Consider the following 24,850-nt stretch of genomic DNA (forward strand, 5'->3'; position numbering starts at 1 on the left):
CCGACGCCCTTACTGCGGCAGCGGCCCGATGAGGGACGCTCCGTGGCTGCCGCCGGCGACCTGCTCCGGAGCCGATCGCTCCGCCGCCAGACGTCGCCGCACGCGAGCACCTAAGCGGTCCAGCACCGCGGATCGCTCGGCCGGTTGGGACTCCTCCGCACCACGACACACCGCCGCATGAGCCGTTTCTGACACCATCCAACGCCCCCTGCTGTGCCGCGCCGAGAATCACCCCGACGATCAATGGTTGAAGGATCAAGCTTAGACAGCAAGGTAACAGTTCCCGCGCCTCCCGCGTGAGACACGAATCAGCCACACTCCGCTACATTACCCTCACGTTACGTACTCACCGTGGCCGTCGCGCCAGCAATCGCTCAACCTCCGCGACCGCGTTCCCCAGGCCCAACTGGCCGTAGACCGCGGCCGCTTCACGCAGCGGCCCCTCAGCCGCACCTCGCCCGCCGATCACCCGCTCACAGCGCCCGATCCCCTCCAGCGCCCTGGCTTCCTCAAGCGGACAGCGGACGTCGCGTGCCAGTCTCACCGCCAGCTGGAAGTACCCGCGTGCGGCAACCGGATCGCCGGACGAACGCAGCAAGGCCCCCCAGTTGTTGAGTACTTCCGCCTCGGCACACCGATCGCCCAGTTCGCGCGAGAGCTCCACACTGCGCCGGAACGCCCTCAGGGCACCGTCCCGGTCCCCGGCGGCGCCCCGCGCGGCCCCCAGTTCGCTCAGTGCCGCGGCTTCACCTCCACGACTGCCGAGGTCGCGATACACCGTCAGGGCTTCCTCCAGCCGGCGGACCGCTTCCGGGATGTCCCCTCCGACCCGGTCCAGTGCCCCGAGGTGCCGAATGCTGTTGGCACGGCCGAATCGGTCGCCGAGTTCGGTGTAGTACTCCAGTGCCCGCGTGTGGTCTTCCCGTGCCCCGGCGAGATCCCCGGTGATGCGCCGCACGACGCCGAGCTCGTTGAGGGCGTACGCCTGGTGGACCCGGTCGTCGAGCAGGCGGTAGATGTCGAACGCCTCGCGGTGCCGCCGGGCCGCTCGTTCGTACTCGCCCGTCAGACAGTGCACGACACCCAGATCACGGAGCGAGTTGGCCTCACCGTACCGGTCACCCAGTTCTCGGTAGATAGACAGCGCCTCGGTCTGGGCCTCGACGGCCGCGTCGAACCGGCTGGTCTGCCTGCGCACCATGCCGAGGTCCGCAAGCGCGTTCGCCTGCCCGAGCCGATCTCCCAACTCCCGGTAGATGAGCAGCGCTTCGCTCTGGGCGCGCTCCGCAGACTCGTTGTCGGCGGTCAGGTACCAGACGATCCCCGCCTGGTTCAGGGCATCGGCCTTGCCCTTCCGGTCACCGGCCTCGTCGTAACGTGTCGCCGCCTCGTTCAGCGCCTCGGTCGCTTCCCCGTAAACGGCCATGAAGCGCCGTACGACGCCGAGTTCGGCCAGCGCGCCGGCCAGGGCTCGTCGGTCACCCGTACGCCGGGCCGCTTCGGCGGCCGTCCGGTGCAGGCCGACGGCCTGGTCCCACGGTCCGGCCTGGCGCAGGAAGGGGGCCATCGCCGCGGCCAGACCGATCACAAGATCGTGCAAGGCCAGCCTGTTGGCCTGTTCGATGCAGGACAGGACATTGGCCCGCTCCCTCTCCAGCCACCCGACAGCGGCCGTACGGGATCCCATCGCCGGGGTCTCCACACCGGCCGCGTCATCGGGCGGCGGGAGCACGGCCGCACCGCTGCGGACGAGGTAGGTGTTGGCGACGGCGAGAGCGGCCAGGTAGTACGTGCACACACGCTGGACGGCCTGAACCTGTTCCATACTGCCTCCCTCACCCGCGAGACGACGGGCGTAGTCACGCAACAGGTCGTGAAGCCGGTAGCGGCTCCCCGGGTGTTCGTCGATCAGGTGGTCGTCGTAGAGCGCCTCCAGGTGACCGCGGGCTTCCGCCACTCCTGTCGTGGCGAGCGCGGCACCGGCATACTCCGATATGTCTGTACCCGGGTAGAAACCAAGGCTGCGGAAGAAGTCCTGTCGCCCCGGCGGAAGGTCCCGATAGGACAGCTGGAAGGCCGCGACGACCGCTCTCTCACCGGCACGGAACTCCCCGAGCCGGTCCCCGGCCGCCGCCAGCCGCTCCCGGAGATCCTCGGCGCTCCATGTCGGGTGGTGCCGCAACCGGGCGGCGAGCAGTGACACGCCCAGCGGCAGGTACCCGCACGTCCGCACCAGTTCCTCGACCACCTGACGGCCGAGCACATCGAGCGAACGACCGCTGAGACGTACGAACAGGTCCACCGCGTAGTGGGGCGGTAACTCCGCGACCGGCAGCACCACTTCCTCGTGCGCCGCCAGTCGTCTGCGGCTCGTCACCAGCACCAGACAATCGCTCCCACCGGGGAGCAGGGGCTCCAACTGCCGGTAGCTCGCCGCGTTGTCGAGGATGAGCAGCGCTCTCTTGCCCGCGAGGCGGCTCCGCCACATCGCGGCCCGGGCCTCCGTGACCGCCCCCGGATCGTCACCGACCGGTATCTGCTGCGTCGGCACTCCGGTGGCCGCCAGCAGCGAGGCCAGCGCCTCGGCGGGGTGCACCGGGCTCTGTCCCGGCGTGTGTCCGTTGAGGTTCACGAAGAGCTGCCCGTCCGGAAACCGCTCAGACAGGACGTGTCCGGCGCGCACGGCGAAGGCGGTCTTGCCGACGCCGGGCATCCCGTCGATCACATGGACCGGCAGTGACTGCCCGTTCTCCTGCGAGGCCTTCACCGACGTCACGAGGCTTTCCAGCTCGGTCGACCGGTTGGTGAACGCCGTCGTGTCCCTCGGCAGCGAACGAAGGACCAGGGCGGCGCCCAGCAGCCCCACCGCGTCGTCCGGGCGGGGTTGCGGCGGCTGGGGACCCCCGAGCGTCCGCGACTCCGACAGGGCCGCGGGCAATGCCGTCAGCCCGACCAGGGCCACGCCCAGGGCGATGAACGACGACCAGGCGTGCTCCTGGATCCAGCCGAGCACACCGGGCCAGCGCGCCTGTGCGGACACCGCGTTCGTGACGAGCCCGATCAGCACGGTGATGATCGCGACGCCGCCAGCGACGCAGGCGACGGCGAGGCCACGCCGTAACCTCATGCCCGGCCCGCCGGGCCGACGGCGGACCCAGCCGCGTCATCTCCGCGACCCTTGCCCCGACCCAGCGCACCTGGAACCAACCTGGCCACGAAGCCGCCCCCCGAATCCGACACCCCGACCCACCAAGCGGAGCAGCCCTCATGGGGCTGGTCAAGGGCGCGCTCTGGCCATGCGGTGTGCGGAGCGCGTTGTTCGGCTTCCTCCCCGAATCCCGGCCTGTGTCTCGGCATCACTCCCGAGGTGTCGGACGGCACGGTTCCGATGAAGCCGCCGGGACTCCGGTGGGCGTCGACGCCCCCGTCACGGCACCTGCTCATCAGCCGGCCGTGCTGCAGCACTTCGTCCGGCCAGGGTCACTTTGTGTTCGGCGGTGCGCGGGGCCCAGAGATTCTCGGACCTCACGCACCTGAGGGGCGCGTCAGCGCCCATTCCGCCGCCGCGAGGTCTCCGGATCGTCGTCCGCCATGCGGCGGGCGTCGGCCAGGGCAGCGGTGTGCGCGAACCACTCCAGCACCGCGCAGATCTCTTCGCCGTGCCCGGAGAAGACCTCCAGCGGAAAGGACGGACGCAGGTCCAGTTTGGCTTCGGCCAGGTCGATGCCCTCGATGCCGTTCAGCCGGATCATCAGCTCGCGACGCAGTGGCTCGTCGTCGAACGGGGGGCGTCGCTTCAAGTACTGGAAGACCACTTCGACGGTGCCCGCGACCGGATAGATCCCCGGCGGCCAGAGCGCACGGGCGGTGTCGCGCGCGGCGCCGAACCGCATCATCGGGAAGCAACTGGTCTCGTCGGCTCGGCCGTAGGCGAGGTGGCCGCCCTGACAAGTCAGTCGCAGTACTGAAAGCGTGCCGGCTCGCCGAGCACCAGGCGGGCGCTCTCGAAGTCGGCCAGGCGGACCGCCACAGTAGCCACAGCGAGGCGTTCCGGAAGGGCGGCGGAGAACTTCAGGCCGCGTACGGCCCGGCGGTCCACGTCAGGCAGGACGAGGTTCTCTCCGACGTTGTCGCGGGCCGTGCGCCAGTCGCCCGGGGTGAGATTCTCACGCAGGCGCAGCCAGCTGTCGGTGGGGCGTTGCAGAGGGTCGGTGACCGACTGCAGGGTGGCTGCCAGGGTGGCGTTGGCGCGGTAACCAGCCCAGGTCCACCAGCGGACGTCGGAGCCGACGCGCGTGATCAGTGTGCCGCCCGGGTGCACCGTGGCGGGTGCGTCGGTCTCGCGCTGTTCGGCCAAGCACGTCTCCGCACGCCGGGTGAGGGAGACGGGCGGATCCGTCCCCAGCAGCACCTCGCGCATGGCACGCGTCAGGGCGTAGGACAGTCCGACGACGCCGCCGTTCATCCACTTGGCGATGCCGCCGCCGTCGGCAGGCTCGACGAAGACGCGTTTGCGCAGCCAATCGATGTAGGTGACCTGCCAACTGCGCCCCCCGAGCAGCAGCCGCCGCGGGCCGGGCCGCTCCTCGGTGAGGACGCTCGGATCGGTACGGCCGATCTCCGTACGCCCGGACAGGACAGTGAACTGCGGCGGCGCGGTGAAGGACGCGGTGAGTTCGATGAAGTGCCGCTTACCGAAACGGCGTTCCGCCTCGGGTCCCACGAACAGCATGCCGCCGTCGCTGTCGAGGAAACCCTCCTCGGTGAGGAAGCGCAGGATCGGGGCGGCGGAGCTATCGAAGGGGGCCAGGCCGTTCCACTGGCGGTCCCACAAATGGTCGCCCAGCTTGTGCTGTTGCAGAGTGACAGCCAGTAGTTGCTGGGCCACCAGGTGGCGCGGCTCGGGTGGCGGGACGACCGGTTCCACCCAGCCCCGCGACCACAGCACCAGCAGGCCGGCCGCCTGCAGCAGCGTGTCCTTTCGGGTGGTGAGGAACAGGCAGTTGCGCACGGTACCGGGGCGCCTGCCCGTGCGACCGATGCGTTGCAGGAACGAGGCGACGGAGGCCGGCGAGTCGACCTGGATGACGCGGTCGAGGTCGCCCACGTCGATGCCCAGTTCCAGGGTCGAGGTGGAGACGATGACGCAGTCGCGCGCCTCGGCGAAGGCCCGTTCGGAACGGGTGCGTTCGTCGACGGACAGGGAGGCGTGCGACAGGAAGACGGTCACCTCCCGGGCCCGCAGCGCGGCGCCCAGCTCCTCGACCTGTCGGCGGGAGTCGCAGAAAACGAGCCTCTTCTCTCCCCGGTGCAGGGCCGCGATGAGTTTGGCGGCGTTCTCCAGGGAGCCCACGTAGTCGAGTTCCACCTCGCCCGCGGGCCCGGGGCGGTCGGCGCCCGCGTCGTCGGGCGTCCCGGCCCTGCCGGGGTCGGGCGGCGGCTCCACCCCCGGGGCGACGACCTGCCCCGTACGGCTTGCGGCGCCGGCGCCCTGCAACCAGTGCAGCAGTTGGGCGGGGTTCCCGACGGTCGCCGAAAGCCCGACGCGCTGGATGGGCCGCCCGGTGACCCTCTCCAGCCGCTCAAGCACGGCGAGCAAGTGCCATCCCCGATCATCACCGGCGAAGGCGTGCACCTCGTCGACGACCACGGCCCGCACGCTCCCCAGCAGCCGTGCATGGTCGGTCTTGACGCCGATGAGCATCGCTTCAAGTGACTCGGGCGTGGTGAGCAGGACGTCCGGCGCCTCGGTACGGATGCGCTGACGCTGCGACTCCTTGGTGTCGCCGTGCCAGAGCGCCGCGCGCCGTCCGAGCCACTGGGCGTAGGAGTCGACGCGGCCGACCAGGTTGTTGAGGAGGGCCTTGAGCGGGCACAGGTACAGGACGGAGGTGCCCGTCCACTTCTGTTCGGTCATCGCCGACAGCAGTGGAAAGCAGGCCGCCTCGGTCTTGCCGCCCGCCGTCGGCGCCAGCAGCACGGCGTCCTGCCCGTCCATGAGTGGTGTGACAGCCGACCGCTGGAGGGGGCGCAGATCGGGCCAGCCAAGGGTGTTGACGATGTGGTGGAGCACGACGGGGTCCAGCCGGTCGAGTACGTCGGCTCCGTCCCCGCTCTGGCCCGTACCGGCGGGGCTCCCCGCGTCCCACCCCATCACAGCTCCAGGTCGATGTCGTCGGCCGACGCGGAGCCGCCGGCGACCGTGGCGGCCAGGTTTCGCTCCACGTCGGTGAGTTCGCTGCCGGCGACCGTCAGCCGGTAGTGCTGCCGGGGATCGAAGTCGTCGAACTGGTCCACGCGGTCGAGCACATCCCCGACCAGCTTCTTCAGGAACAGGCGAGGAGCCACCCCGACCTTCCCGCCCAGCGCCCCGCCGACGGCCCGCGCGAGGTCCGCGACGTAGGCGTCGTCGACGACCGTACGCACGCGCTCGGGCGACGCGGCGGCCTCGGCGTACAGATCCCGGATGGTGATGCCGAGGCCGATCAGGGACTCCTGGTTGAAACCGGGGAGCCTGATCTGCACGGCCCGGGGGTTGTCGAAGCGCGGGTCGGTGGTGAAGTCGGTGGCGAGCCTCTGGGCGAGCGGTGCCAGACGCTGCACGCCTTGCTGCCCGTCGTAGAAGGCGGGCGTGCCGGTGATGACGAGGTACAGGCCGGGGAAGCGGCCGGAGTGCACCTCGTCGATGAGCTGCCGCAGCGAGTTGAGCGCCTTGTCACGGGCGTCCGACCGGACCCGCTGGAGCGTCTCCACCTCGTCGAGCACGACGAAGAGCCCGGTGTGCCCGGAGTCGCGCAGCACGGTGAGGAGCCCTTGCAGGAAACCGAGGGCACCGAAGTGGTCGAGGTCGCCGCGCACCCCGGCGGACCTGCGGGCGGAGGCCGCCACATGCGGCTGGCCGCCGAGCCATGCCAGGACGGCCGAGGCGGTCGCCTCGTCACCGTCCGCGAGGGCGACCCGGTAGCCGCGGAGTGCGGTGGCGAAGGACGGGGCGTGCCGGGACACCTCGGCGAGCCGCGCCACGAGGAGCTTCTCCACCTTGACGGGCAGCTCCTCCTCGGTCGCGCCGGCCGCGAGGGCGTCCTCCTCCAGGGCGTAGAACCAGGCGTCTACCACGGGCCGCAGGGCGCTGGGCGGGAAGCTGGACGTGGTGAGCCTCTCGGTGAGCCGCCGGTAGACCGTCTCCAGCTTGTGCAGCGGCGTCTCGTTCTCCGAGATCTGGATCTCGGCCACGGCGAAGTTGCGGCGCTTGGCCCGCTCGCCCAGCCAGCGGGTGAAGAACGTCTTGCCGGACCCGTACTCGCCTCGTACGGCCTTGAACACGGATCCCCCGGACGCCACGGCGGTCAGTTCTGCGTCCAGGGCCGTCTCGAACCGGTCGAGGCCGCTTGCGAGCAGGTCGAGCCCGCTCTCGGGTACGGCTCCACGGCGCAGGGCGTCAAGGACGGTACGGCGGCGGGCCGCGCTGACCTGGGCGTGGCGCTTGGATCCGGTGGTGCTCACGGGGACCAGTGTCCCATCTCTCCGTGCGACGGTGCCTGGAAGAAGTCCGCCGATACCCGGCTCGTGACACGGTGAGCCGGTCGTCGACCAGACTCATGGCCCCGGCCCTGCAACTGAACCGGTGGTGGTCACGGTCAACTCGTTGTTCGGTGAACCAGTTGACCGTCACCGGATCACGCTGATGAAATCACTCTCCGTACAGACAACAGGGTGGGAAGTGGAGTCACATGGCGGCCCTCGACAACGTGAAGCTGAAGGACGTTCTGGCGGATGTCGCCTCGGGCTCCTTACAGTTGCCCGACTTCCAGCGGAACTGGAAGTGGGACGACGACCGGATCCGGGCGATCATCGCGACCGTCACTCTTGACTACCCGCTCGGTGTCGTGATGACGCTGCAGACCGGCGGCGCCACCCGGTTCCGCTCCCGGACCCTCACCGGTGCACGGCCGGACGGAGATCCCGAGGCCGACCTCCTGCTGCTCGACGGACAGCAGCGCCTCACCTCCCTCTTCCAGGCCCTGTGGCTCGACGCCCCGGTGGAGACAGCGGACTCTCGGAACAAGCCCATCCAGCGGTGGTACTACGTCGACATCGCGAAGGCCGTCGGACCGTCCGCGGACCGCGACGAGGCCGTCGTGTCCGTCCCGGCCGACAAGGTGCTACGGACGGACTTCAACCGTACGGTCGTGCTGGATCTGAGCAGCACCGAGGCCGAATGCGCGGCCGGCCTCTTCCCTCTCCACTTCGTTTTCGACGCGCAGCGCGTGAACGAGTGGAAAAAGGCGTACATCAAGGCCGACGAGGACCGGAACTGGGACCTGTGGGGCCAGTTCGACGAAGCGGTCCTCCAGCAGGTCCGTGCCTTCCAGGTCCCGATGATCCGGCTGGGCGCCTCCACCTCGATGGACGCCGTCTGCGCGGTGTTCGAGCGGGTCAACACGGGCGGTGTGCCCCTGAACGTGTTCGAACTGCTCACCGCGACGTACGCCGGGGACCGCGACCATGTGGAACTGACCGGGGACTACTACCAGCTCCCCGAGGTGTGGCGGGAGATCAAGCAGACGCTGGCGAGCAAGTACCCGGTCTTCGGCCGCATCGAGAGCGGTCTGGAAAACGGGCTGAGCAGCATCGACTTCCTCCAGTCCATCGCGCTGGTGCGCACGTGGGAGCGCAAGCAGGCGGGCCTCGGGGCCACGGTGTCCTGCAAGCGCCGCGACCTGCTGGACCTCCCCCTGGCCGACTTCGTCCGCCTGGCGCCCAAGCTCGCCGACGCCTTCGCATGGGTGGGCGACTTCCTGGAACGGCAGTGCATCGTCCGCCCGGCCGACCTGCCGTACAAGACGCAGCTGGTGCCGCTCGCGGCCGTCCGCGCCATCCTCGACACGGCGATGGACGGTCTGGGGGCGGAGGAGAAGGTCGAGCAGTGGTTCTGGTGCGGGGTGCTCGGTGAGATGTACGGCGGCTCCACGGAGACGCGCTTCACCAAGGACGTCGAGCAGCTCGTCCCTTGGATCGCGCAGGAGGAGAGGGCACCCGAGACGGTCACGGAGGCGTTCTTCTTCGCCGAGCGTCTCGACACCCTCACCACCCGCAACAGCGCCGCTTACAAGGGGATCTACGCTCTGCTGATCAAGCAGGGGGCGGTGGACTGGCACCACACGGACGCCCCGCTCAGCCCCGGCAGGCTGGACGAGTACGGCGTGGACATCCGGCAGATCTTCCCGAAGACGTGGTTCCGGCGGGGCAACAGCGAGGGGCTGCCCACCGGTTCGATCGTGAACAAGACCCCCTTGTCGTACCGCGCGGCCATGGACATGACGGGGGCGCCGTCGTCGTACCTGTCCACGATGATCGCCGCGTCCGACATGCGCCGCGAGTGGTTCGACGACGTCCTGGCCACCCACCTGATCGATCCGGACGCCTTGCGCGAGAACGACTACGAGCGCTTCTACCGCGACCGCTCCAAACAGTTGCAGGACCTCGTGCACTCCGCCATGGGCAAGAAGACGATGCTCCGCGACCTGCCGGAGGACGACGCCCGATGACGACCAGGCCTCAGGAGCGGGACATGGCCTCGCTCAAGGGCAGGACCGTGTCCGTGCAGGAGATCCTCGACCTCTTCCAGGTCAGGGTCCGCGACCACCGGACGGTGCATCGGATCTCGCAGGCTCTGACGGACGCCGGGCTGACCACGCTGCCGGACTTCGCCGTCTGCGGCCTGCGCACCACCGTCGATGTCGTGCCGCTGACGGCCGTTCCCGCACAGCGCACGCCGACCGACGCGGACGACGAGGCCGACGCGGCGGACGAGGCCCTGCCTTCGCACGCCCTGCCCCAGCGGCTGCTGCTGGGCGACATCCCGTCCGCGCGGCGCGGCGTGGTGTCCGTGGGCCCCGGCACGCCCCTGTCCCAGACGACCTTTCTGATGCGTACGAAGGGCCTCTCCCAGATTCCGGTGACCACCGGTATGGCGCAGGTCCACGGTGTCGTCACCTGGGGGTCCGTGGCCAAGATGTACGAGGCGGGGAAGGCGGCCACCCTCGACAACGCGATGGAGAAGGACTCGCTGCCCGTCGCCGACGCCCGACAGGAGTTCTTCACCGCCCTCCCTGTCATCCGCGAGCACGGCTACCTTCTCGTCCGCGGCGACGACGGCTGCCTCTCGGGCGTCGTCACCGCCGCGGACGTCACGGAACGCTTCGAGGGAGCGGCGCGCCCCTTCTTCATCGTGGGCGAGATCGAGTCGCTGCTGCGCCGCTGCCTGGGCGCGGCGCTGGACGCGGAGACCATCAAGGCGGTCCAGACGAACAGGAAGCCGGAACGCCGCACCGGCCAGGTGTCGGACCTGATGTTCGGCGACTACCTGAGACTCCTGGACGGTGACCAGACGAAGCAGCCCTTCGCCGAGCAGGCCGACCGCAACTGGGAGGCCCTGAAGTGGCCCAACATGCCCCGGGAGCAGTTCATCGGCCTGCTGAAGCGGGTGAAGGACATCCGCAACCGCATCGCCCACTTCGACGAGAAGCCGCTTCCGCCGGAAATGATCGACGAGCTGACGACCTTCGCGAAGGTGCTCCGGGCGTTCGCGTCGTGAGATAGCCGCATTCACCTTCGACGCGGGTGGACCGCTCGGGGTGCCTCAGGGCCGAGGACCGAGGCACCCCGAGACACCTCCTCAGCCCGCTCCGAGAGCGAACTGCTCACGCAGCAGTGCCTCGTGGAGCCGCAGGGTACGGCCGTCCGGCAGGGTCTCCAGAACCTGTACGCCGTCGTAGTTGAGGAGTTGCCGCAGGACGGCGGCGAAACCGTCGCCTCGGGTGACGGGCAGGCCGGCGCGCTGGGCGAGCGCGGTCACGGGCAGGGTGCCGCCCGCGTCGATCAGGGCGGCGAGCGCCTTGTGGACCTGCTCCTGCTGCGGTTTGCGGGCCAGACCGCCGAGCTGGCCCTGGTACGTCTCGGAGTCGAGCAGCGCCGTCACGAGCGCCTCCGTCCGAGAGACGAGAGTCGGGGTGAGAAGGGAGTCGTCTCCCCCGGCGGTCAGCTCCACGTCGAAAAGCGCCTCGTGCGTTCGCGCGAGTTCCGCCTGCTTCTTCTGGGACTTCCCCGTCGGCTTCTTCGGCACAGAGGGAGTCGCGCCGACGAGCAGTTGCGTGGTGGCCTCACTCGGCAGTGATGCCCTCCCCACCTCCTCCGGAGCCCACCAGAGGGGCAGCTGGTCCCCCAACTCGCGCCACCCCTTGGGCGGTTCCGCCCCGAACGGCAGGAAGGCGAGCACCGGGATGGTGAACTCGGCGAGCGAGGCCCCTCCGTGGTAGCCGGCCTTGAGGGCGGTGTAGCGGGAGTCGGCGTCCCACAGCGCCACGATGGACCCGCCTGGCTCCGGCCACACCACTCGCGGTCCGGTAAGGGCGATCTCCCGGTCGGCGAGGGGACCGACGGAGGGCAGGCGGTGTCGGGCGGACGCGGGCTCGACTGCGGCGTCGACCTTCTTTCCGTGCCGGTCGACGACGTGGCCGTGGTCGCTGGTGAGGATGACGGCCATACCCTGGGCCGCCGCCACCCGCAGCAGATCCCGCAGGCCGGGCACGTCGTCGACCCGCCAGGCACCGTCGCCGAGCTTCTGTTCCTTGGCGAGGCGGTCGTCGATGGCGTTGAGGACGACGGCGACATGGGTCCGCCCGTCGGTGAGCGCTTCCGTGAGGGCCGGGCCGAAGGTGTCACCCGCGGTCTCGGTGCGCAGGTCGTCCTTATGGAAGACGGCGGCCGGCGCCCCGCCCCACAGCTTCAGCGCGGGGAAGAGCCTCTTCTCGTCAGCCTGGGTGCCCTTCATCAGCGTGCCCGCGAAGAGTGAGGTGCGGGACACGGCCGTCAGGGTGGGAAGTGCGGCGGCCATCGCCCGACGCCGTGGAGCGCCCTCGGGCAGCGGATCGAACTCCGCCCAGGAGGAACGCAGTTCCTCGCCGAGTTCGTTCGCTATGGCCACGCTCATGCCGTCGAGCACGAGCAGCAGTACCCGCCGTTCCTCCCCGCGCCGGACGACTGGTCCGACCACGCGGTCGAGGAAGGTCTCGACGGTGAGCATGCAGCCGGGATGAGTGCCGGCCTGCGTCCAGGCGGCCAGAGAGCGCGCGAAGAACGCGTCGATCTGCCGCCGCCTGTCCCGGACGCGTGAGCCGAGGGAGTCGTAGGCGGCCTTGAGGACGGAGTCGGGGTCGCCGCCGGCCTCGATGTGCTCCAGAGCCAGGTCGACCCAGCCGGTCTCGGTGACGTGCCGCTGTATGGCGTCGGCCACCGTGGGGCTCTCGGCAGGCGTGTCGGTCAGCAGCCAGCGGGCGAGGCGTTGTCCCATGCGGGCGCGTTCGATGCGGGCGGACTCCTCCGGCTCGGCGGCGAGCCGATGGTCCGCGAGGCGCCGGACGGCCTCCGCCACCATGCCCCTGTCTCCCTCTGCGAACGCCCGTCCGACAGCCGTGAAGCGGGCTTCGAGTCCGCCCCGCAGAACGGGGCTCGCCGCGACGGCCTGCTCCGCACCGAACTGGCGTGCCAGCGCGGCCGCCCGGTCGAGCACGGTGCCGCAGGTCCGGCGTGCCTCGCGGGCCTGGTCCCCGTCACCGCCACCGCCACCGCCACCGCCACCGCCACCGGTACGGTGTCCGGCTGCCAGCAGCGTGGTCAGGTACTCCTCGGCAGCGCGGCCGAAGACGCTCACCAGGGCGTCGAGTTGTTCACCGACCGCCGGGGGCTGGTCACCGAAGTAGCGTTCGCCGCGGCCCCGTGCCTGGTACGTCTCGGGGGCGGGCTCGGCGTGTTGCCACAGTGCCGCGCAGACGAGTCCGAAGGCGGCGGCGTCCGCGCCCCGCTCGGCGTCGACGAGGGCGAGCAGGGCGCGTCCGGCGAGGCCGGCCTGGTCCTCCTCGGCGAGGAAGGCCGTCAGCCCGGCACGTTCCGGGCCACGCAGCCCGAGGAGCCGCTCCGGAGCACCGGGGCGGGTCGACCAGTGCAGCAGGGTCTGGGCGTCGAGCCGGTCGTCACCGGGGCGCCGCGTGCCTCCTTCGGTGTCGTACCGGCCGAGGCGCAGGCGGCGCTGGGTGAGCGCGGTGAGGGCGTACTGACGGGACAGCCAACCGCCGGGCACGGAGGGCCAGCCACCGGGCGGCGTGGCGTCCAGCAGGGCTTCGGCGGCCCAGTTGACGTCCTTGAGGCGCGGGTCGATCTGCCGGGCACCGAACGCCTCCCGTACGACGTCCCAGCTGTCGACGGTGTCGATGCGCAGTTTGTGGACGCGGGCGAGGATGGCCGGGTCGAGTTCGTGCTGCTCGCGGTCGGTGAGGACGACCAGCACGGCGGGGCCGGGCCGGCGGCCCGCCAGGTGGTCGAGGACGAGTTCGTGGACGGCGAGCGGTGAAGGCGCCACCGCGACACCGGCCGTCCGCCCGTCCGCCCATGCGGGTTCCACGGGACCGTCCCACTGGGGGGCGGACCGCAGCAGCACGACCCGGCGCCTGCCTCCGCCGTCTCCGGTCAGCGAGGCGCCGAGAGAGGACTGCGAGGACAGGTACTGGGTGACGGTCGCGGTGTTGAGCCGGACGGCGCCCGGGGCAACGGTGGCGGTGTCCGTCATTCGACGACCTTCCAGGTGATCTCGATCGTCGCGTCGGGGTGGCGCGCGGCCAGGTCGGACAGTTCTGCCTGGAGGTCGGTGACGGCCCGGGCCACGGTGGTACGGCGTCCACCGGACGTCCGCGAGGTGCCGCTGCCCGAGGAGCCGGAAGCAGGTGTCTCCTGCGGGGCGTAGGGAATGCGCGGGTCGCTGGTCGGCGTGTCCAGGGACAGGTCGCCCGCCGTGGGCTGGGTCTGGACGACGGGTGCGGGCGGCTGGGCCGCGGCCTGGGTGCGCTTCACCAGGGCGACGACCTCGCGCTGGGTGCGGGCCAGGGCGTCGCGCAGGTCGGCGGTGCGCTGGTCGTCGCGGGCCACGTTGCGCAGCGAGTCGAGCAGGGCCGCGCCCTCGGGGCCGAGTCCGGCCGCGAGTTCCAGGGTGCTCCAAGGCGCGGAGGCGACGGCCTCCGCGACGCTGCGGGCCTGCTTGACGGAGGTGCCGTACCGGTCGGCGCTGGTCTCGCCCAGGTCGAAGGAGGCGAGGGCCTCCACGGTCTTCTTCGCCCCGGCCGCGCCCTTGCCGGCCTCCGCCGTGAGCGCGTCCAGCAGTTGCAGGCAGCGGCGGGCGAGCGGGAGCCGCCCGGTGTCGGCGGTCTGGTCGAGGCCGAGGAAGGTGCCGTGGGCCTCCAGCTGGTGCACCAGATCGGCCGCGTGGTCCCGGTGGGCGCGGGCGGCCTCGATGATCTGGCGGGCGAACTGGTTGACCATGCGGCCGCGCCGCAGGGCGGGAGCCTTCTGTCCGAAGATCGTCTCGAAGCGCTGCCGTGCCGTGTCCCAGTCCGACTCGGCGGGCAGCGGCTGGCTGCGCAGCGCGTCATGGTCCTTGATCGCGGACAGCTCGGGTGCGGGATCGAGGACGGTGCCGCCGCGCACCCACACCCGGTCGTCCGTCTCGGCGAACGCGGCGACGACGAGCCGGGCGAGGAAGTCGGGCAGGCCGCGTGGATCGGGCTTGTCCGTCCAGTCGGTCAGGGTGATCAGGGACAGGTCCCCGGTGACGCCCTGGGAGCTGGCGAGCTGCCGGAAGTGGTCGGCCCAGTAGCGGGACAGCTCGAAGTACGCCTCCTTCTGCTGTCCGAGACGCAGCGGCCCGGCGATCCGCTGCATGAGCCTGCGGTCGGCGGCGGGCACCTCCACCCGCCCGTCGCGCGCCTCGGCGGCGGCGCGGACGTGGGCGAACACCTTCTTGGTGTCGGCGGGCTTCACGGCGGTGCCGGTGGCGTCGGGATCGAGGTCGGGATGGGCCGGGTACTGGTGGGCGAGCAGCTTGCCCGCGACATGCCGGATGCCGTCGTGCAGGCTCTGCCCGAAGGACAGGGTGAGGCCGTCCACCTCCGGCAGCGGCACGAGGTGGTCGTCGAAGTCGGGCACGACGTCGGCGGCCTGCTTCTGCGCCAGCCCGTACGCCTGCTTGAAGGCCCCCTTGATCTGCTTGAGCAGAGCCTCACGCTGGGTTTCGAGGAGGCCCTTGGCACGGCTGCGGTTGTCGGCGTTGAGGTGGCCGGCGTACTGGGTGTCGAAGCGGTGCTCGTCGGCGAGGGCCTTGTCGATGACGACGAGACGCCGGAAGTCGGCGAAGCGCTGCTGGGACAGGTGGGCGGGCAGCCAGGCGACGACACGGGACCGCTCGCCCTGCTGGCGCTCACGCAGCCGCCGGATGCGGTTGACGTCCTCGACCGGGCCCCACTCGCCTTCGTCGAAGGGGAGGTCTATGGCGATGCGCCAGCGGCCCTCCTCCTGCGGCATCAGGTCGTGGTCGGGCAGTTCGTCCTCGTCGGCGACGTTCCCGAAGACGATCTCGGCGGTGCGAGCTGTGCCGCGCCAGGTGAAGCTGAGCTGGTCGCTCAACTGCCCGTGCTCGACGCCCAGTTCCTCGGACAGCAGGCGGCGGGCGAGGGCGACGCGGTTGCCGGGGTTGTCGTTGACCTGGGCGTTGGCGATGACGGAGTCCACGTCGACACCGGACAGCTCAAGGCGTACGCCGGGGTTGGCGTCGGTGCCGGTCTCCTTGATCTCGGGGAACCGGGCCGCCCACTCGGCCACCTTGTTCTTGATGATGCCGACCTCGGCACCCGGGATGGGTGCGAGGACCGACCCGTGGTTGAGGGCGCCGAGCCGCCGGATGGTCAGCTCCGCCAGGGAGGGCACGCTGGGCGCGAGCGCGGACAGCAGCAGCGTGCACACGAGCCGGTTGTCGCCGACGAACATCCGGCACCCGCCCAGCCGCTTCGGGTCGGTGAGGGATTCGGGCCGGTTGCGGTACTGCTCGACGTCGTCCTCGGTGATGTCGTACGAGCTGAGGAGGTAGGGCCGCAGCTTGGTCTTGTAGAGCTTGTCGGCGGCCTCGAAGACGACCTTCAGGCTGTCGGTGAACGGCTTGTCGCCACCCTCCGCGATCACCGGGTAGAGATCGCCGACGGGGACGAGCTGTCCGAGGCGGAGTTCGTCGCGGTGGTCGGCGAGGAGCTGCCCCATCAGCTTCAGACCGGTACGGGAGCGCTGCAGCGCGGACGAGATGTGGACGAGGGTGTCCATGAACGCCGGCGAGAACGGGTACGTCAGCCGGAACGACTCCGCGTCGGCGCCGGTCGTGCCCTTCTCCGAACCGAGGAGGGTGTCCCAGACCTGGGTGCCGACCCTCTTGGTCTGCTCGAAGGCCGCGTCGACCTGCTGGGCCGCCTCGTCGTTCTTGGGCTTGAGGAGGCGGGCATGGGCGATCTGCGGGAGGTTGCGGTCCTCCAGGGTGATCTTGTCGAACCGCCCGGAGGCCAGGTTCAGGGTGTCCTGGATGGACGACTCGGCCGCGCCGGACACCTCCTCGCCGACCAGCTCGCGCAGGTCGCGCTGGCGGGCGATGAACGACACGACGGGGATGGCGCGGCGGGCGTCGCCGCCCTCCACGAAGTTCGTGATCTTGCTGGCCTCGCGGGCGACGAACCTCTGGTCGTGGATGAGGGTGGCGAGCCAGAGGATCAGCTCGTCCATGAACAGGATGAGCCCGTCGTAGCCGAGCGACTTGGCGTGCTCGGCGATGACGGACAGGCCGGCGTCCAGGGAGATGAAGCCATGCTCGTCCTCGGCGGCGTTCCTGGTGAAGCCTGGGAGGAGCGTGGTGCCGGCGTCGTTGACCAGCTTGGCACGCAGCTCGGCCGGGGTGGAGGGGTTGGTGAGGTTGAGCGCGGTGCCCGCCTCGTGGTTCTCCTCGGCGGCGAGCGCGGTGTCCAGGAGCTGAGGCGTCCAGGCGAAGCCCTCGCCCCACTCGTCCTCGTCATCGTCGTCCACGCCGGTGCCGAGACCCCGGATGACCGCCTCGTCGCCCATGTTGGCGCGCATGGCCCGGATGTCGGCGAAGAGGGAGTCCGTCCGGTACACCTGCGGGGTCGGGGCGTCCGGGTGCAGTTTCTTGACGTGCGTGACGTACCCGCCGAGCACCCGCTGTTCGAGGGCCTTCGCGCCGAGCATGTGGTACGGCACGAGCAGGAACCTCTTGCCGTCCGTGGTCAGCCATTCGTGCTTGGTCAGCACCGGGTCGAACTCGGTGCGGGCACGGGCGGCCGGGTCGCCGCTGAGCAGCGCGTACAGCACGGCCATGAAGTGCGACTTACCGGAACCGAACGAGCCGTGCAGGTAGGCCGCCTTGGAGCGGTGCCCGTCGAGCGAGGACTTGATGAGCGCCAGCGCCTCGTCGAAGTTCTCCAGCAGCCGCTCGGTGACGACGTAGTCCTTGAGCGCGTTCCGGGCACCCTCAGGTGTCGTCGCCTCGGCGAGCGACAGCACGAAGTCGGAGGTGGAGATGTTCTCCTTGATGTCGATGACATCGCGGAGGAGGGGCGGCTGCTGGGCCATTACCGGTCACGCTCTCCATCTGGTGGCCTCCGCCACCGTTTGTACTCGATCGTATGGGATGTCTGTTGTCCGTTGGCCGGCCGATCCGACTCTCGGTATGGTCGACGGTATGGCAACCAAGAAGTACACCGTGACACTCCCGGAGGAGCTCGCCGAGGCCATCCGGTCCGAGGTCGGCCCCGGCGGCTTCAGCCGCTATGTCACGCATGCCATAGAGCGCCAGCGGGAGCGGGAGCGTCTGCACGAGGCGGTGCGGTGGTGGGAGTCCGAGTACGGGGAGATCACCGAGGCGGAACTGGCCGAGGTCGAGGCCGAGCATCGCGACCTGGAGCGGCAGCACGCCGAGCGGACCAGCGCCCGCGAGGCCGGTGAGCAGCCGCACGAGCGGAAGCGAGACGCCGCGTGACCGGAAACCGGGTCTACGTGCTCGACAGCGAAGGGCTTTCGCAGTGGGTGCGCGGGGGGCGTCGCATGGGTGCCTACCTGAGGCACGCCGATGATGCGGGTATCCCGGTCGTCACCACCTCGATGACTCTCATCGAGGCATACGACCCGACGCGCCACCTCCCCAAGTGGCACTGGGCTCTCTCCAAGATCCGCGTCGAGCCGGTGACCGAGGAGATCGCCAAGGAGGCGACCGGCCTGCTCAAGGAGACGGGTCTGCACGGCCACAAGTACGCCATCGACGCGGCCCTCGCCGCCGTCGCCCTCCGGCAGCCCGGCCCGGTCACCGTGTTCACGTCGGACGAGGACGACATACGCCAGCTGTGCGCCGACCGTGTGGTCGTCGTGAAGCTCTGAGCCGGGCACGCTCATCCCCCTTCTCGCCTCGTTCCCCGCCGCCCCGATCCGAGGCCCGCTACTGTCCAGATCGTAGGGGAGGATCCGGAAGCACGGGTGGCCCGTGAGGGGCGTAAACGTACCGATGTCCCTGGTGGCGGCGAGCCGCCGGAGCCGATCTGCCGGCCAGTCCGCCTCAGCGAGGGCCGTACCGAGACGTCCCCGAGGCCGGTCGCCTGGTCACCGTGGCCCCGAACGTGCCGCTCGCCCGCGAACACGCCGTCGCCACCAGCGACGACACAGGCTTCCGCCGCACGGCGTCCGCACCGTCGGCGAGCAGACAGTCGGGCATCCAGAAGCCGCCTTTGATCATGGCCATGGCGTTCGGCGCGCCGGCCGCGCCGGATGCCAGTGACGCGTCTCTGCAGCAAAGGCTTCGGCGTTGCAGCTTGCAGCGCGTCGATGCGATGATCGCGCGCATGTCCGATCACAGGGGAGCCGGTGGAGCGGCGGAGGGGACGCGCCGTTCCAGGATCTACGACTACCTGGAGCCGACCGCCCCGGCGGAGCCGACTGAGGCCACTCCCCCACCCCCTCGTGAACGCACTCCGGACCCCGCTCACGCGCAGCCTGCCACGGACCAGACCGCCCTCGACCGCCGCCGCCGTCGGCGCGAAGCCGCCGCACTGCTCGGTGAGTTCCGGCGTACGGCGGTGCTGGTGCCCCTGTCTGCGGACGGCGCCCCGCTCACCGGGGAGTTCGGCGGTATCCGCTGGATCTACACCTTCTCGGACGAGCCCTCCCTGGCCCGATTCGCCATCGCAAGAGGCGAAGGCGATCGGGAGCGGACGTACGACCGCGTCCTGGGCGCCCGTCTGCTGGACGTGGCGATCCCGGCGATGCCGGTGCCGTACGGAGTGGCACTGGACGTAGGCAGCGAGGGTCAGGGCGCGCTGTTCCCACCGGTCATCGGGATCGTTCCGGACGCGGCGGCACTGGACGTGGACGCTGGCACAGACCCAGATGCAGGCGCAGGCGCAGACGGAGACGCAGACGCAGTCGCAGTCGTGAACCACCGGAACAGGATCACCCCGAACGGGAAGTTGACCCGATGAACGACGGCGGAGGTGGCGGGGGCACCGGAGGTGAGGGCAAAGACCTTCAGGTGGAAGGCCTTGCCCTGATCACCGAGGGCATCAACCTGGCCATGTCGGAGCTGCGCGAACTCGGCATGGTCGGCGAGGCGAGTGTGGGCCGCGGATTCGCCGATCTGGCCCTGTCCGGCCTGGAGTTGGGGCACGGCGGACTGACGGCGGCGCTCGACACCTTCTGCGAGCGGTGGGAGTGGGGAGTCCGTGCGCTGATCCTGGAGGGCAGCAACTTCGCGGACGCCGTGGGCCTGGCGGCGGGGACGTACCACGAGACCGAGCAGTACGTCGACGGCACTTTCAAGATCGCGGCCAACTCCGTCATGGGCAACCCGCACCTCAGCGAGGACCAGGTCACCCAGAGGTCCTGGGGCGAGATCGGCGACAACCACATGTTCGCCACCTCCGACTGGAGCGCGGAATCCTGGGAGCGGGCTCAGGAGAACGTCGATCAGAGCTGGAACGACGCTCAGCGCGACGTGCTGACGTCTCCTGTCCTCCAGAACGGCCCGGTCGACCCGCAGGCGTCGACGGGTATGACCGACCAGCAGTACGAGGCGTGGCTGGACCAGCAGTACGGCCCCTCGCGCGAGGAGCGTGAACAGGCGGCCCAGGCCGGGGCGGACGAGAACCAGCGAGGCGGGGACGGGGACGCGGGCTGATGAGCGGCTGGATCCCGGACGGCGTGGGCGACAAACTCGCGGGCGCCGCCAGCACGGTCGTCGGCAAGGCCGAGGAGATCTACGACGACGGCAAGAAGCTCGTCGGCGAAGGCATCGACAAGGGCACCGACTTCGCCGGCGAACGCTTGGAGGACATCGGCCTCAAGGGCGTCGCGGACAAGGTGGAGGACTGGGGCGACGGCGCCGCGTCCGCCCTGGGCGCCACCCCCGGCGAACAGCAACTCGGCGAGACCGAGCAGGCGAACGAACTGATCCACGGCAACGTCGGCCGTATCCAGGCGAGCGCCAAGCACCTCAAGGACTTCCACGCGGCCTTCGACAAGGTCGGCGACGGTATGCGCAAGCTGGACTCCTCGCACTGGAAGGGCCAGGCCGCCGACACCTTCCGCGAGAAGTTCTCCATGCACCCCAAGAAGTGGATGCGCGCGGCGGACGCCTGCGACAAGGCCGCCAAGGCGCTCGACGCGTACGCGGACACGGTCAAGTGGGCCCAGGGCCAAGCCCAGGACGCCATCGACGCCTACAAGGCGGGCATGAAGGCGTCCAAGGCGGCGGTGGAGGCGTACAACTCCAAGGTCGACACGTACAACGCCAAGGTGAAGGCCGGTGAGGAACCCGGCCCCAAGCCACCGGAGTTCAGCGACCCCGGCAAGGCGGACATCACCCGCGCCCACGAACTCCTCACGGAGGCACGCCGCCAGCGCAACGAGGCCGCCCGCACCGCCACCACCTCGGTCAAGGCCGCTCTGGAGCACGCCCCCGCCGAACTACCACCCGCCCTCAAGCTGGCCGCCAACATCACCGACTACGGGGCAGCGCAGAGCACCGAGCTGCTCCATGTCGCCGGCGGCGTCGTCAAGGGCGGTGCGGGCATCATCACGTTCGGCCGCAGCATGAACGCCCTCGACCCGTACAACATCGCCCACCCCGCCGAGTACTACCAGAACGTCAACATGACGCTCGCGGGACTCACGTCGACGGTGGCCCATCCGGACCGCGCCCTGAAGGACGCCTGGCAGTCCGCCAAGAAGGACCCGTCCGAATTCGGGGGCCGCGTCGTCCTCGACCTGCTCGGCACCAAGGGGGCGGGGGCCGCACGCGGGGCGGCGACAGGCGGAATCAAAGGCACGCTCAGACACACCGCCGAGGACCTGCTCGACTCGGGAAAAAAACCGGACGTGTCGGCGCGAGAGAGAGTCAGCGACGGTCCCGCCCGGGACTCACGTCAGCCCGACGCGGTGGAATCGCGGGGCTCCGACCCGATCGACTTCGCCACCGGCCGGATGTACCTCCCCCAGACGGACGTGACGCTGCCCGGCGCCCTTCCGCTGGTGTTCAGACGCCGCGTCGAGTCGGGCTACCACCTGGGCAGGTGGTTCGGCCCGTCCTGGTCCTCCACCGTGGACCAACGCCTGGAGATCGACTCCGAGGGCGTCGTCTTCGTCACCGAGGACGGCCTGCTCCTCGCCTATCCCCACCCCGCGCCGGGCGCCCCGACCCTCCCGAGCCACGGCCCCCGCTGGCCCCTGGCCCGCGAGGACGGCGGCTACACGGTCACCGACCCCGCTACCCGCCGCACCTGGCACTTCACCGACCGCCGGGGCGATCTCGCCGTCCTCGAACAGATCGACGACCGCAACGGCAACTGGCTCACCTTCGAGTACGACACCGAAGGCACCCCGCTCGGCATCGTCTCCAGCGCCGGGTACGACGTACGGGTCACCACCGAAGCCGGCCGGGTCACGGCCCTCCACCTGGCCGCCACTGGCCAGGAACTGAAGCGCTACGGCTACACGGACGGCAACCTCACCGAAGTCGTCAACTCCTCCGGTCTCCCCCTCCACTTCACCTACGACGAGGCCGGCCGCGTCACGTCCTGGACGGACACCAACGGCTGCGCCTACACGTACGAATACGACGACCAGGACCGCTGTGTCGCCGAGGGCGGCACGGACGGCCACATGACCCTGCGCGTCTCGTACGACGCCACAGACCCCGACACGGGCCTGCGCGTCACGACCACGACGACCGGCGAGGGCCACACCCGCCGCTTCGTCATCAACGAGGCGTGGCAGGTGGTCGCCGACATCGACCCCTTGGGCGCGGTCACCCGCTACGAACGGGACCGCTACAACCGCCTGCTGTCGGTGACAGACCCCCTGGGTCACGCGACCACGTTCCGCTACGACGAGGCAGGCAACCCGACCGTCGTCACCCGCCCGGACGGCCGCGAGGCGAGAGCCGAGTACAACGGCCTCGGCCTGCCGACAATGGTGGTCAACCCGGACGGAACGGTGATCCGCCAGACCTACGACGAGCGCGGCAACCGCACTTCCGTAACCGCTCCCACTGGCCTCACCACCCACTTCACCCACGACGACGCGGGCCGGCTGACCGCCGTCACCGATACCCTCGGCCACACGACCACGATCCGCCGCGACCGCGCCGGCCTCCCGTCGGAGATCACGGACCCCCTCGGCGCGGTCACCCGCTACGCACGTGACCCCTTCGGCAGACCCGTCACCATCACGGACCCGACGGGTGCGGTGACGCGGCTGGAGTGGACCGTCGAGGGCCGCCTCGCCCGCCGCACGGCCGCCGACGGCACGACGGAGTCGTGGACGTACGACGGTGAGGGCAACTGCACCACCCACACCGACCCGATGGGCGGCGTCTCCCGCTTCGAATACACCCACTTCGACCTGCTGACGGCCCGCACGGGACCGGACGGCGTACGCCACGAGTTCGCGTACGACCTGGAGCTGCGGCTGACGAAGGTCACCAACCCTCAAGGCCTGACCTGGAGTTACGAGTACGACCCGGCAGGCTCGCTGATCGCCGAGACGGACTTCGACGACCGCACCCTCACCTACGAACACGACGCGGCGGGCCGCCTGGTCTCCCGCACGAACGCGCTCGGCCAGGTGGTGTCGTTCGAGCGCGACACCCTGGGGCAGGTGCTCCGCAAGGACGCGGCGGGCGACGTCACGACGTACGCGTACGACATGACGGACCAACTCGCCCAGGCCACGGGCCCGGACGGCACGACGCTGACGATCCTGCGCGACCGGTTCGGCCTGGTGCGCTCGGAAACGGTCGACGGCCGCGAACTGACGCACACGTATGACGATCTGGGCCGCCGAACAGGCCGTACGACCCCGACCGGCGTGATGACGAACTGGACGTACGACGCGGCGGGCCGCCGCACGGGGATGACAGCCTCGGGCCACGCCATCGACTTCACCTACGACGAAGCCGGCCGCGAACTGACCCGCCACATCGGCGAGACGGTCACCCTTGCGCACACGTTCGACCCCATGGGCCGCCTGACGACCCAGGACGTCAGGGCAGCGGGCGACCGCTCTGTCCAACACCGCGCGTACACCTACCGCGCCGACGGCAACCTCATCGGCATCGACGATCAACTCTCCGGCACCCGCCGCTTCGACCTCGACGCGGCAGGCCGCGTGACGGCGGTCCACGCGGCCGACTGGACGGAGAGATACGCCTACGACGAGGCGGGAAACCAGACCTCGGCGTCCTGGCCGTCGAACCACCCCGGCCAAGAGGCCACCGGCCCCCGCGCCTACACGGGCACCCGCATCACCCGCGCGGGAGGCGTCCGCTACGAACACGACACACTGGGCCGCATCACCCTCCGCCAGAAGCCCCGCCTGTCCCGCAAACCGGAAACGTGGCGGTACGAGTGGGATGTCGAGGACCGTCTGACGTCGGTGACGACCCCGGACAGCACGCGCTGGCGGTACACGTACGACCCGCTGGGCCGCCGTACGGCGAAACTCCGCCTGGCGGACGACGGCGAAACGGTGGTCGAGCGCGTCGTCTTCACCTGGGACGGCACCACCCTCTGCGAACAGACCACCACATCTGCTGCCCTGCCCAACCCGGTCACTCTCACCTGGGACCACCAGGGCCTGCGCCCCCTCACCCAGACCGAACGAATAACGGCGGCGGACGCCCCCCAGCAGGAGATCGACTCCCGCTTCTTCGCCATCATCACCGACCTGGTCGGCACGCCCACCGAACTCGTCGACGAACAGGGCGAGATCGCCTGGCGGACGCGAAGCACTCTGTGGGGGACGACAGCTTGGGCGGCCGACAGCACTGCCTACACCCCTCTGCGGTTCCCCGGCCAGTACTACGACCCCGAAACGGGCCTGCACTACAACTACTTCCGCCACTACGACCCCGAAACCGCCCGCTACATCACACGTGACCCCCTCGGCCTGACACCCGCACCCAACCCGGCAACCTACGTCAGCAACCCTCACGCGCGAACCGACTACCTCGGCCTCGCGCCGGACTACATCCCGATCTATCGGACCCCCAAGGCTGCGCATGCCCAGTATGAACTCGACAATGGACCGGACCCAGCCAATCATCAGCCCGGTGTCGATATTGGCGGCGGTGTCATATCGGATGGAATCATGTATTTTGGAGAAAGAGCCGTCGCTGCCGAATACGCAGGACCGAATGGATTGAACTTCGCGAAAGGGATGGTCAAGTACGATATGACCCCATCATTCCTTGATGAATTCGGAAGCTATGCAAAAGTTCACGACCACAACGGCCCCGGAGGGGCGCCACGAATAGAGTTCGCGATCCCGATCGACAAGCTTGACAGGTTCAATGAACTGACCCAAGGGCGTAGCTGGGTATCAATCTTTGGAGGCCCTTCATGAAGTTCCGAAACCATCAGGAACTCGACGT

General features: G+C 69.9%; 14 protein-coding genes. 7 read left to right on the forward strand and 7 right to left on the reverse strand.

The features are described from left to right. Positions 1–9: 9 nt before the first annotated feature. The 5 genes from haaA to brxD all read right to left on the reverse strand — a co-directional run bounded on the left by haaA (position 10) and on the right by brxD (position 7,503). Positions 10–198 carry a HaaA family cyclophane-containing RiPP peptide gene (gene haaA, locus GWK25_RS44370; protein WP_286014562.1) on the reverse strand — a complete coding sequence of 63 codons (189 nt, stop codon included), beginning with the start codon at positions 196–198 and terminating at the stop codon, positions 10–12. A gap of 148 nt (positions 199–346) precedes the next feature. Further along, a complete protein-coding gene (gene haaT, locus GWK25_RS31960; protein WP_215455018.1) occupies positions 347–3,127 on the reverse strand; it encodes a cyclophane-containing RiPP biosynthesis TPR protein HaaT in 2,781 nt (926 codons plus the stop codon). Positions 3,128–3,545: 418 nt separating this feature from the next. Next, a complete protein-coding gene (locus GWK25_RS31965) occupies positions 3,546–3,893 on the reverse strand; it encodes a hypothetical protein (protein ID WP_308404361.1) in 348 nt (115 codons plus the stop codon). 59 nt (positions 3,894–3,952) lie between these two features. Beyond that, positions 3,953–6,154 carry a DEAD/DEAH box helicase gene (locus GWK25_RS31970; RefSeq protein WP_215455020.1) on the reverse strand — a complete coding sequence of 734 codons (2,202 nt, stop codon included), beginning with the start codon at positions 6,152–6,154 and terminating at the stop codon, positions 3,953–3,955. Then, positions 6,154–7,503 (reverse strand): BREX system ATP-binding protein BrxD, encoded by a 1,350-nt coding sequence (brxD, locus tag GWK25_RS31975; protein WP_215455022.1) that lies wholly within the window; start codon positions 7,501–7,503, stop codon positions 6,154–6,156. The genes GWK25_RS31970 and brxD overlap by 1 nt, the downstream gene beginning before the upstream one ends. Positions 7,504–7,730: 227 nt before the next feature. On the opposite strand from brxD, the gene GWK25_RS31980 reads away from it, so the two are divergent. Together GWK25_RS31980 and GWK25_RS31985 are read left to right on the forward strand one after the other, a co-directional pair. Further along, positions 7,731–9,548: a DUF262 domain-containing protein gene (locus GWK25_RS31980; RefSeq protein ID WP_215455025.1), complete on the forward strand. Its 1,818-nt coding sequence runs from the start codon at positions 7,731–7,733 to the stop codon at positions 9,546–9,548. Beyond that, positions 9,545–10,597 carry a CBS domain-containing protein gene (locus tag GWK25_RS31985; RefSeq protein WP_215455027.1) on the forward strand — a complete coding sequence of 351 codons (1,053 nt, stop codon included), beginning with the start codon at positions 9,545–9,547 and terminating at the stop codon, positions 10,595–10,597. The genes GWK25_RS31980 and GWK25_RS31985 overlap by 4 nt, the downstream gene beginning before the upstream one ends. Before the next feature lie 81 nt (positions 10,598–10,678). Here GWK25_RS31985 and pglZ read toward each other — a convergent pair whose 3' ends face one another. Continuing rightward, positions 10,679–13,624: a BREX-2 system phosphatase PglZ gene (gene pglZ, locus GWK25_RS31990; protein WP_215455029.1), complete on the reverse strand. Its 2,946-nt coding sequence runs from the start codon at positions 13,622–13,624 to the stop codon at positions 10,679–10,681. After that, positions 13,621–17,508: a phage resistance protein gene (locus GWK25_RS31995; protein ID WP_215455030.1), complete on the reverse strand. Its 3,888-nt coding sequence runs from the start codon at positions 17,506–17,508 to the stop codon at positions 13,621–13,623. The genes pglZ and GWK25_RS31995 overlap by 4 nt, the downstream gene beginning before the upstream one ends. A gap of 109 nt (positions 17,509–17,617) precedes the next feature. On the opposite strand from GWK25_RS31995, the gene GWK25_RS32000 reads away from it, so the two are divergent. From GWK25_RS32000 to GWK25_RS32020, 5 genes are all read left to right on the forward strand, one after another. Then, positions 17,618–17,914 carry a hypothetical protein gene (locus tag GWK25_RS32000; protein WP_215455032.1) on the forward strand — a complete coding sequence of 99 codons (297 nt, stop codon included), beginning with the start codon at positions 17,618–17,620 and terminating at the stop codon, positions 17,912–17,914. A gap of 65 nt (positions 17,915–17,979) precedes the next feature. Beyond that, on the forward strand, positions 17,980–18,309 hold the full coding sequence (locus tag GWK25_RS32005; protein ID WP_251829121.1) for a hypothetical protein: 330 nt from the start codon (positions 17,980–17,982) through the stop codon (positions 18,307–18,309). A 236-nt stretch (positions 18,310–18,545) separates the two neighbouring features. Further along, positions 18,546–19,403, forward strand: a complete 858-nt coding sequence (locus tag GWK25_RS32010; RefSeq protein ID WP_374200652.1) for a hypothetical protein — start codon at positions 18,546–18,548, stop codon at positions 19,401–19,403. 50 nt (positions 19,404–19,453) lie between these two features. Further along, positions 19,454–20,098 carry a hypothetical protein gene (locus GWK25_RS32015; RefSeq protein WP_308404362.1) on the forward strand — a complete coding sequence of 215 codons (645 nt, stop codon included), beginning with the start codon at positions 19,454–19,456 and terminating at the stop codon, positions 20,096–20,098. Then, positions 20,098–24,822: a putative T7SS-secreted protein gene (locus tag GWK25_RS32020; protein WP_215455039.1), complete on the forward strand. Its 4,725-nt coding sequence runs from the start codon at positions 20,098–20,100 to the stop codon at positions 24,820–24,822. The genes GWK25_RS32015 and GWK25_RS32020 overlap by 1 nt, the downstream gene beginning before the upstream one ends. Positions 24,823–24,850 lie beyond the last annotated feature (28 nt).

It is taken from the genome of Streptomyces sp. ATCC 21386, assembly GCF_018728545.1.
In the GTDB taxonomy this organism is placed as follows: Bacteria; Actinomycetota; Actinomycetes; order Streptomycetales; family Streptomycetaceae; genus Streptomyces.

Bases quoted from the DNA above. Each gene is read 5' to 3' on its own strand.
- haaA (WP_286014562.1), bottom strand. From the start codon at position 198: ATGGTGTCAGAAACGGCTCATGCGGCGGTGTGTCGTGGTGCGGAGGAG.
- haaT (WP_215455018.1), bottom strand. From the start codon at position 3,127: ATGAGGTTACGGCGTGGCCTCGCCGTCGCCTGCGTCGCTGGCGGCGTC.
- GWK25_RS31965 (WP_308404361.1), bottom strand. From the start codon at position 3,893: ATGCGGTTCGGCGCCGCGCGCGACACCGCCCGTGCGCTCTGGCCGCCG.
- GWK25_RS31970 (WP_215455020.1), bottom strand. From the start codon at position 6,154: ATGGGGTGGGACGCGGGGAGCCCCGCCGGTACGGGCCAGAGCGGGGAC.
- GWK25_RS31980 (WP_215455025.1), top strand. From the start codon at position 7,731: ATGGCGGCCCTCGACAACGTGAAGCTGAAGGACGTTCTGGCGGATGTC.
- GWK25_RS31985 (WP_215455027.1), top strand. From the start codon at position 9,545: ATGACGACCAGGCCTCAGGAGCGGGACATGGCCTCGCTCAAGGGCAGG.
- pglZ (WP_215455029.1), bottom strand. From the start codon at position 13,624: ATGACGGACACCGCCACCGTTGCCCCGGGCGCCGTCCGGCTCAACACC.
- GWK25_RS31995 (WP_215455030.1), bottom strand. From the start codon at position 17,508: ATGGCCCAGCAGCCGCCCCTCCTCCGCGATGTCATCGACATCAAGGAG.
- GWK25_RS32000 (WP_215455032.1), top strand. From the start codon at position 17,618: ATGGCAACCAAGAAGTACACCGTGACACTCCCGGAGGAGCTCGCCGAG.
- GWK25_RS32005 (WP_251829121.1), top strand. From the start codon at position 17,980: ATGGGTGCCTACCTGAGGCACGCCGATGATGCGGGTATCCCGGTCGTC.
- GWK25_RS32020 (WP_215455039.1), top strand. From the start codon at position 20,098: ATGAGCGGCTGGATCCCGGACGGCGTGGGCGACAAACTCGCGGGCGCC.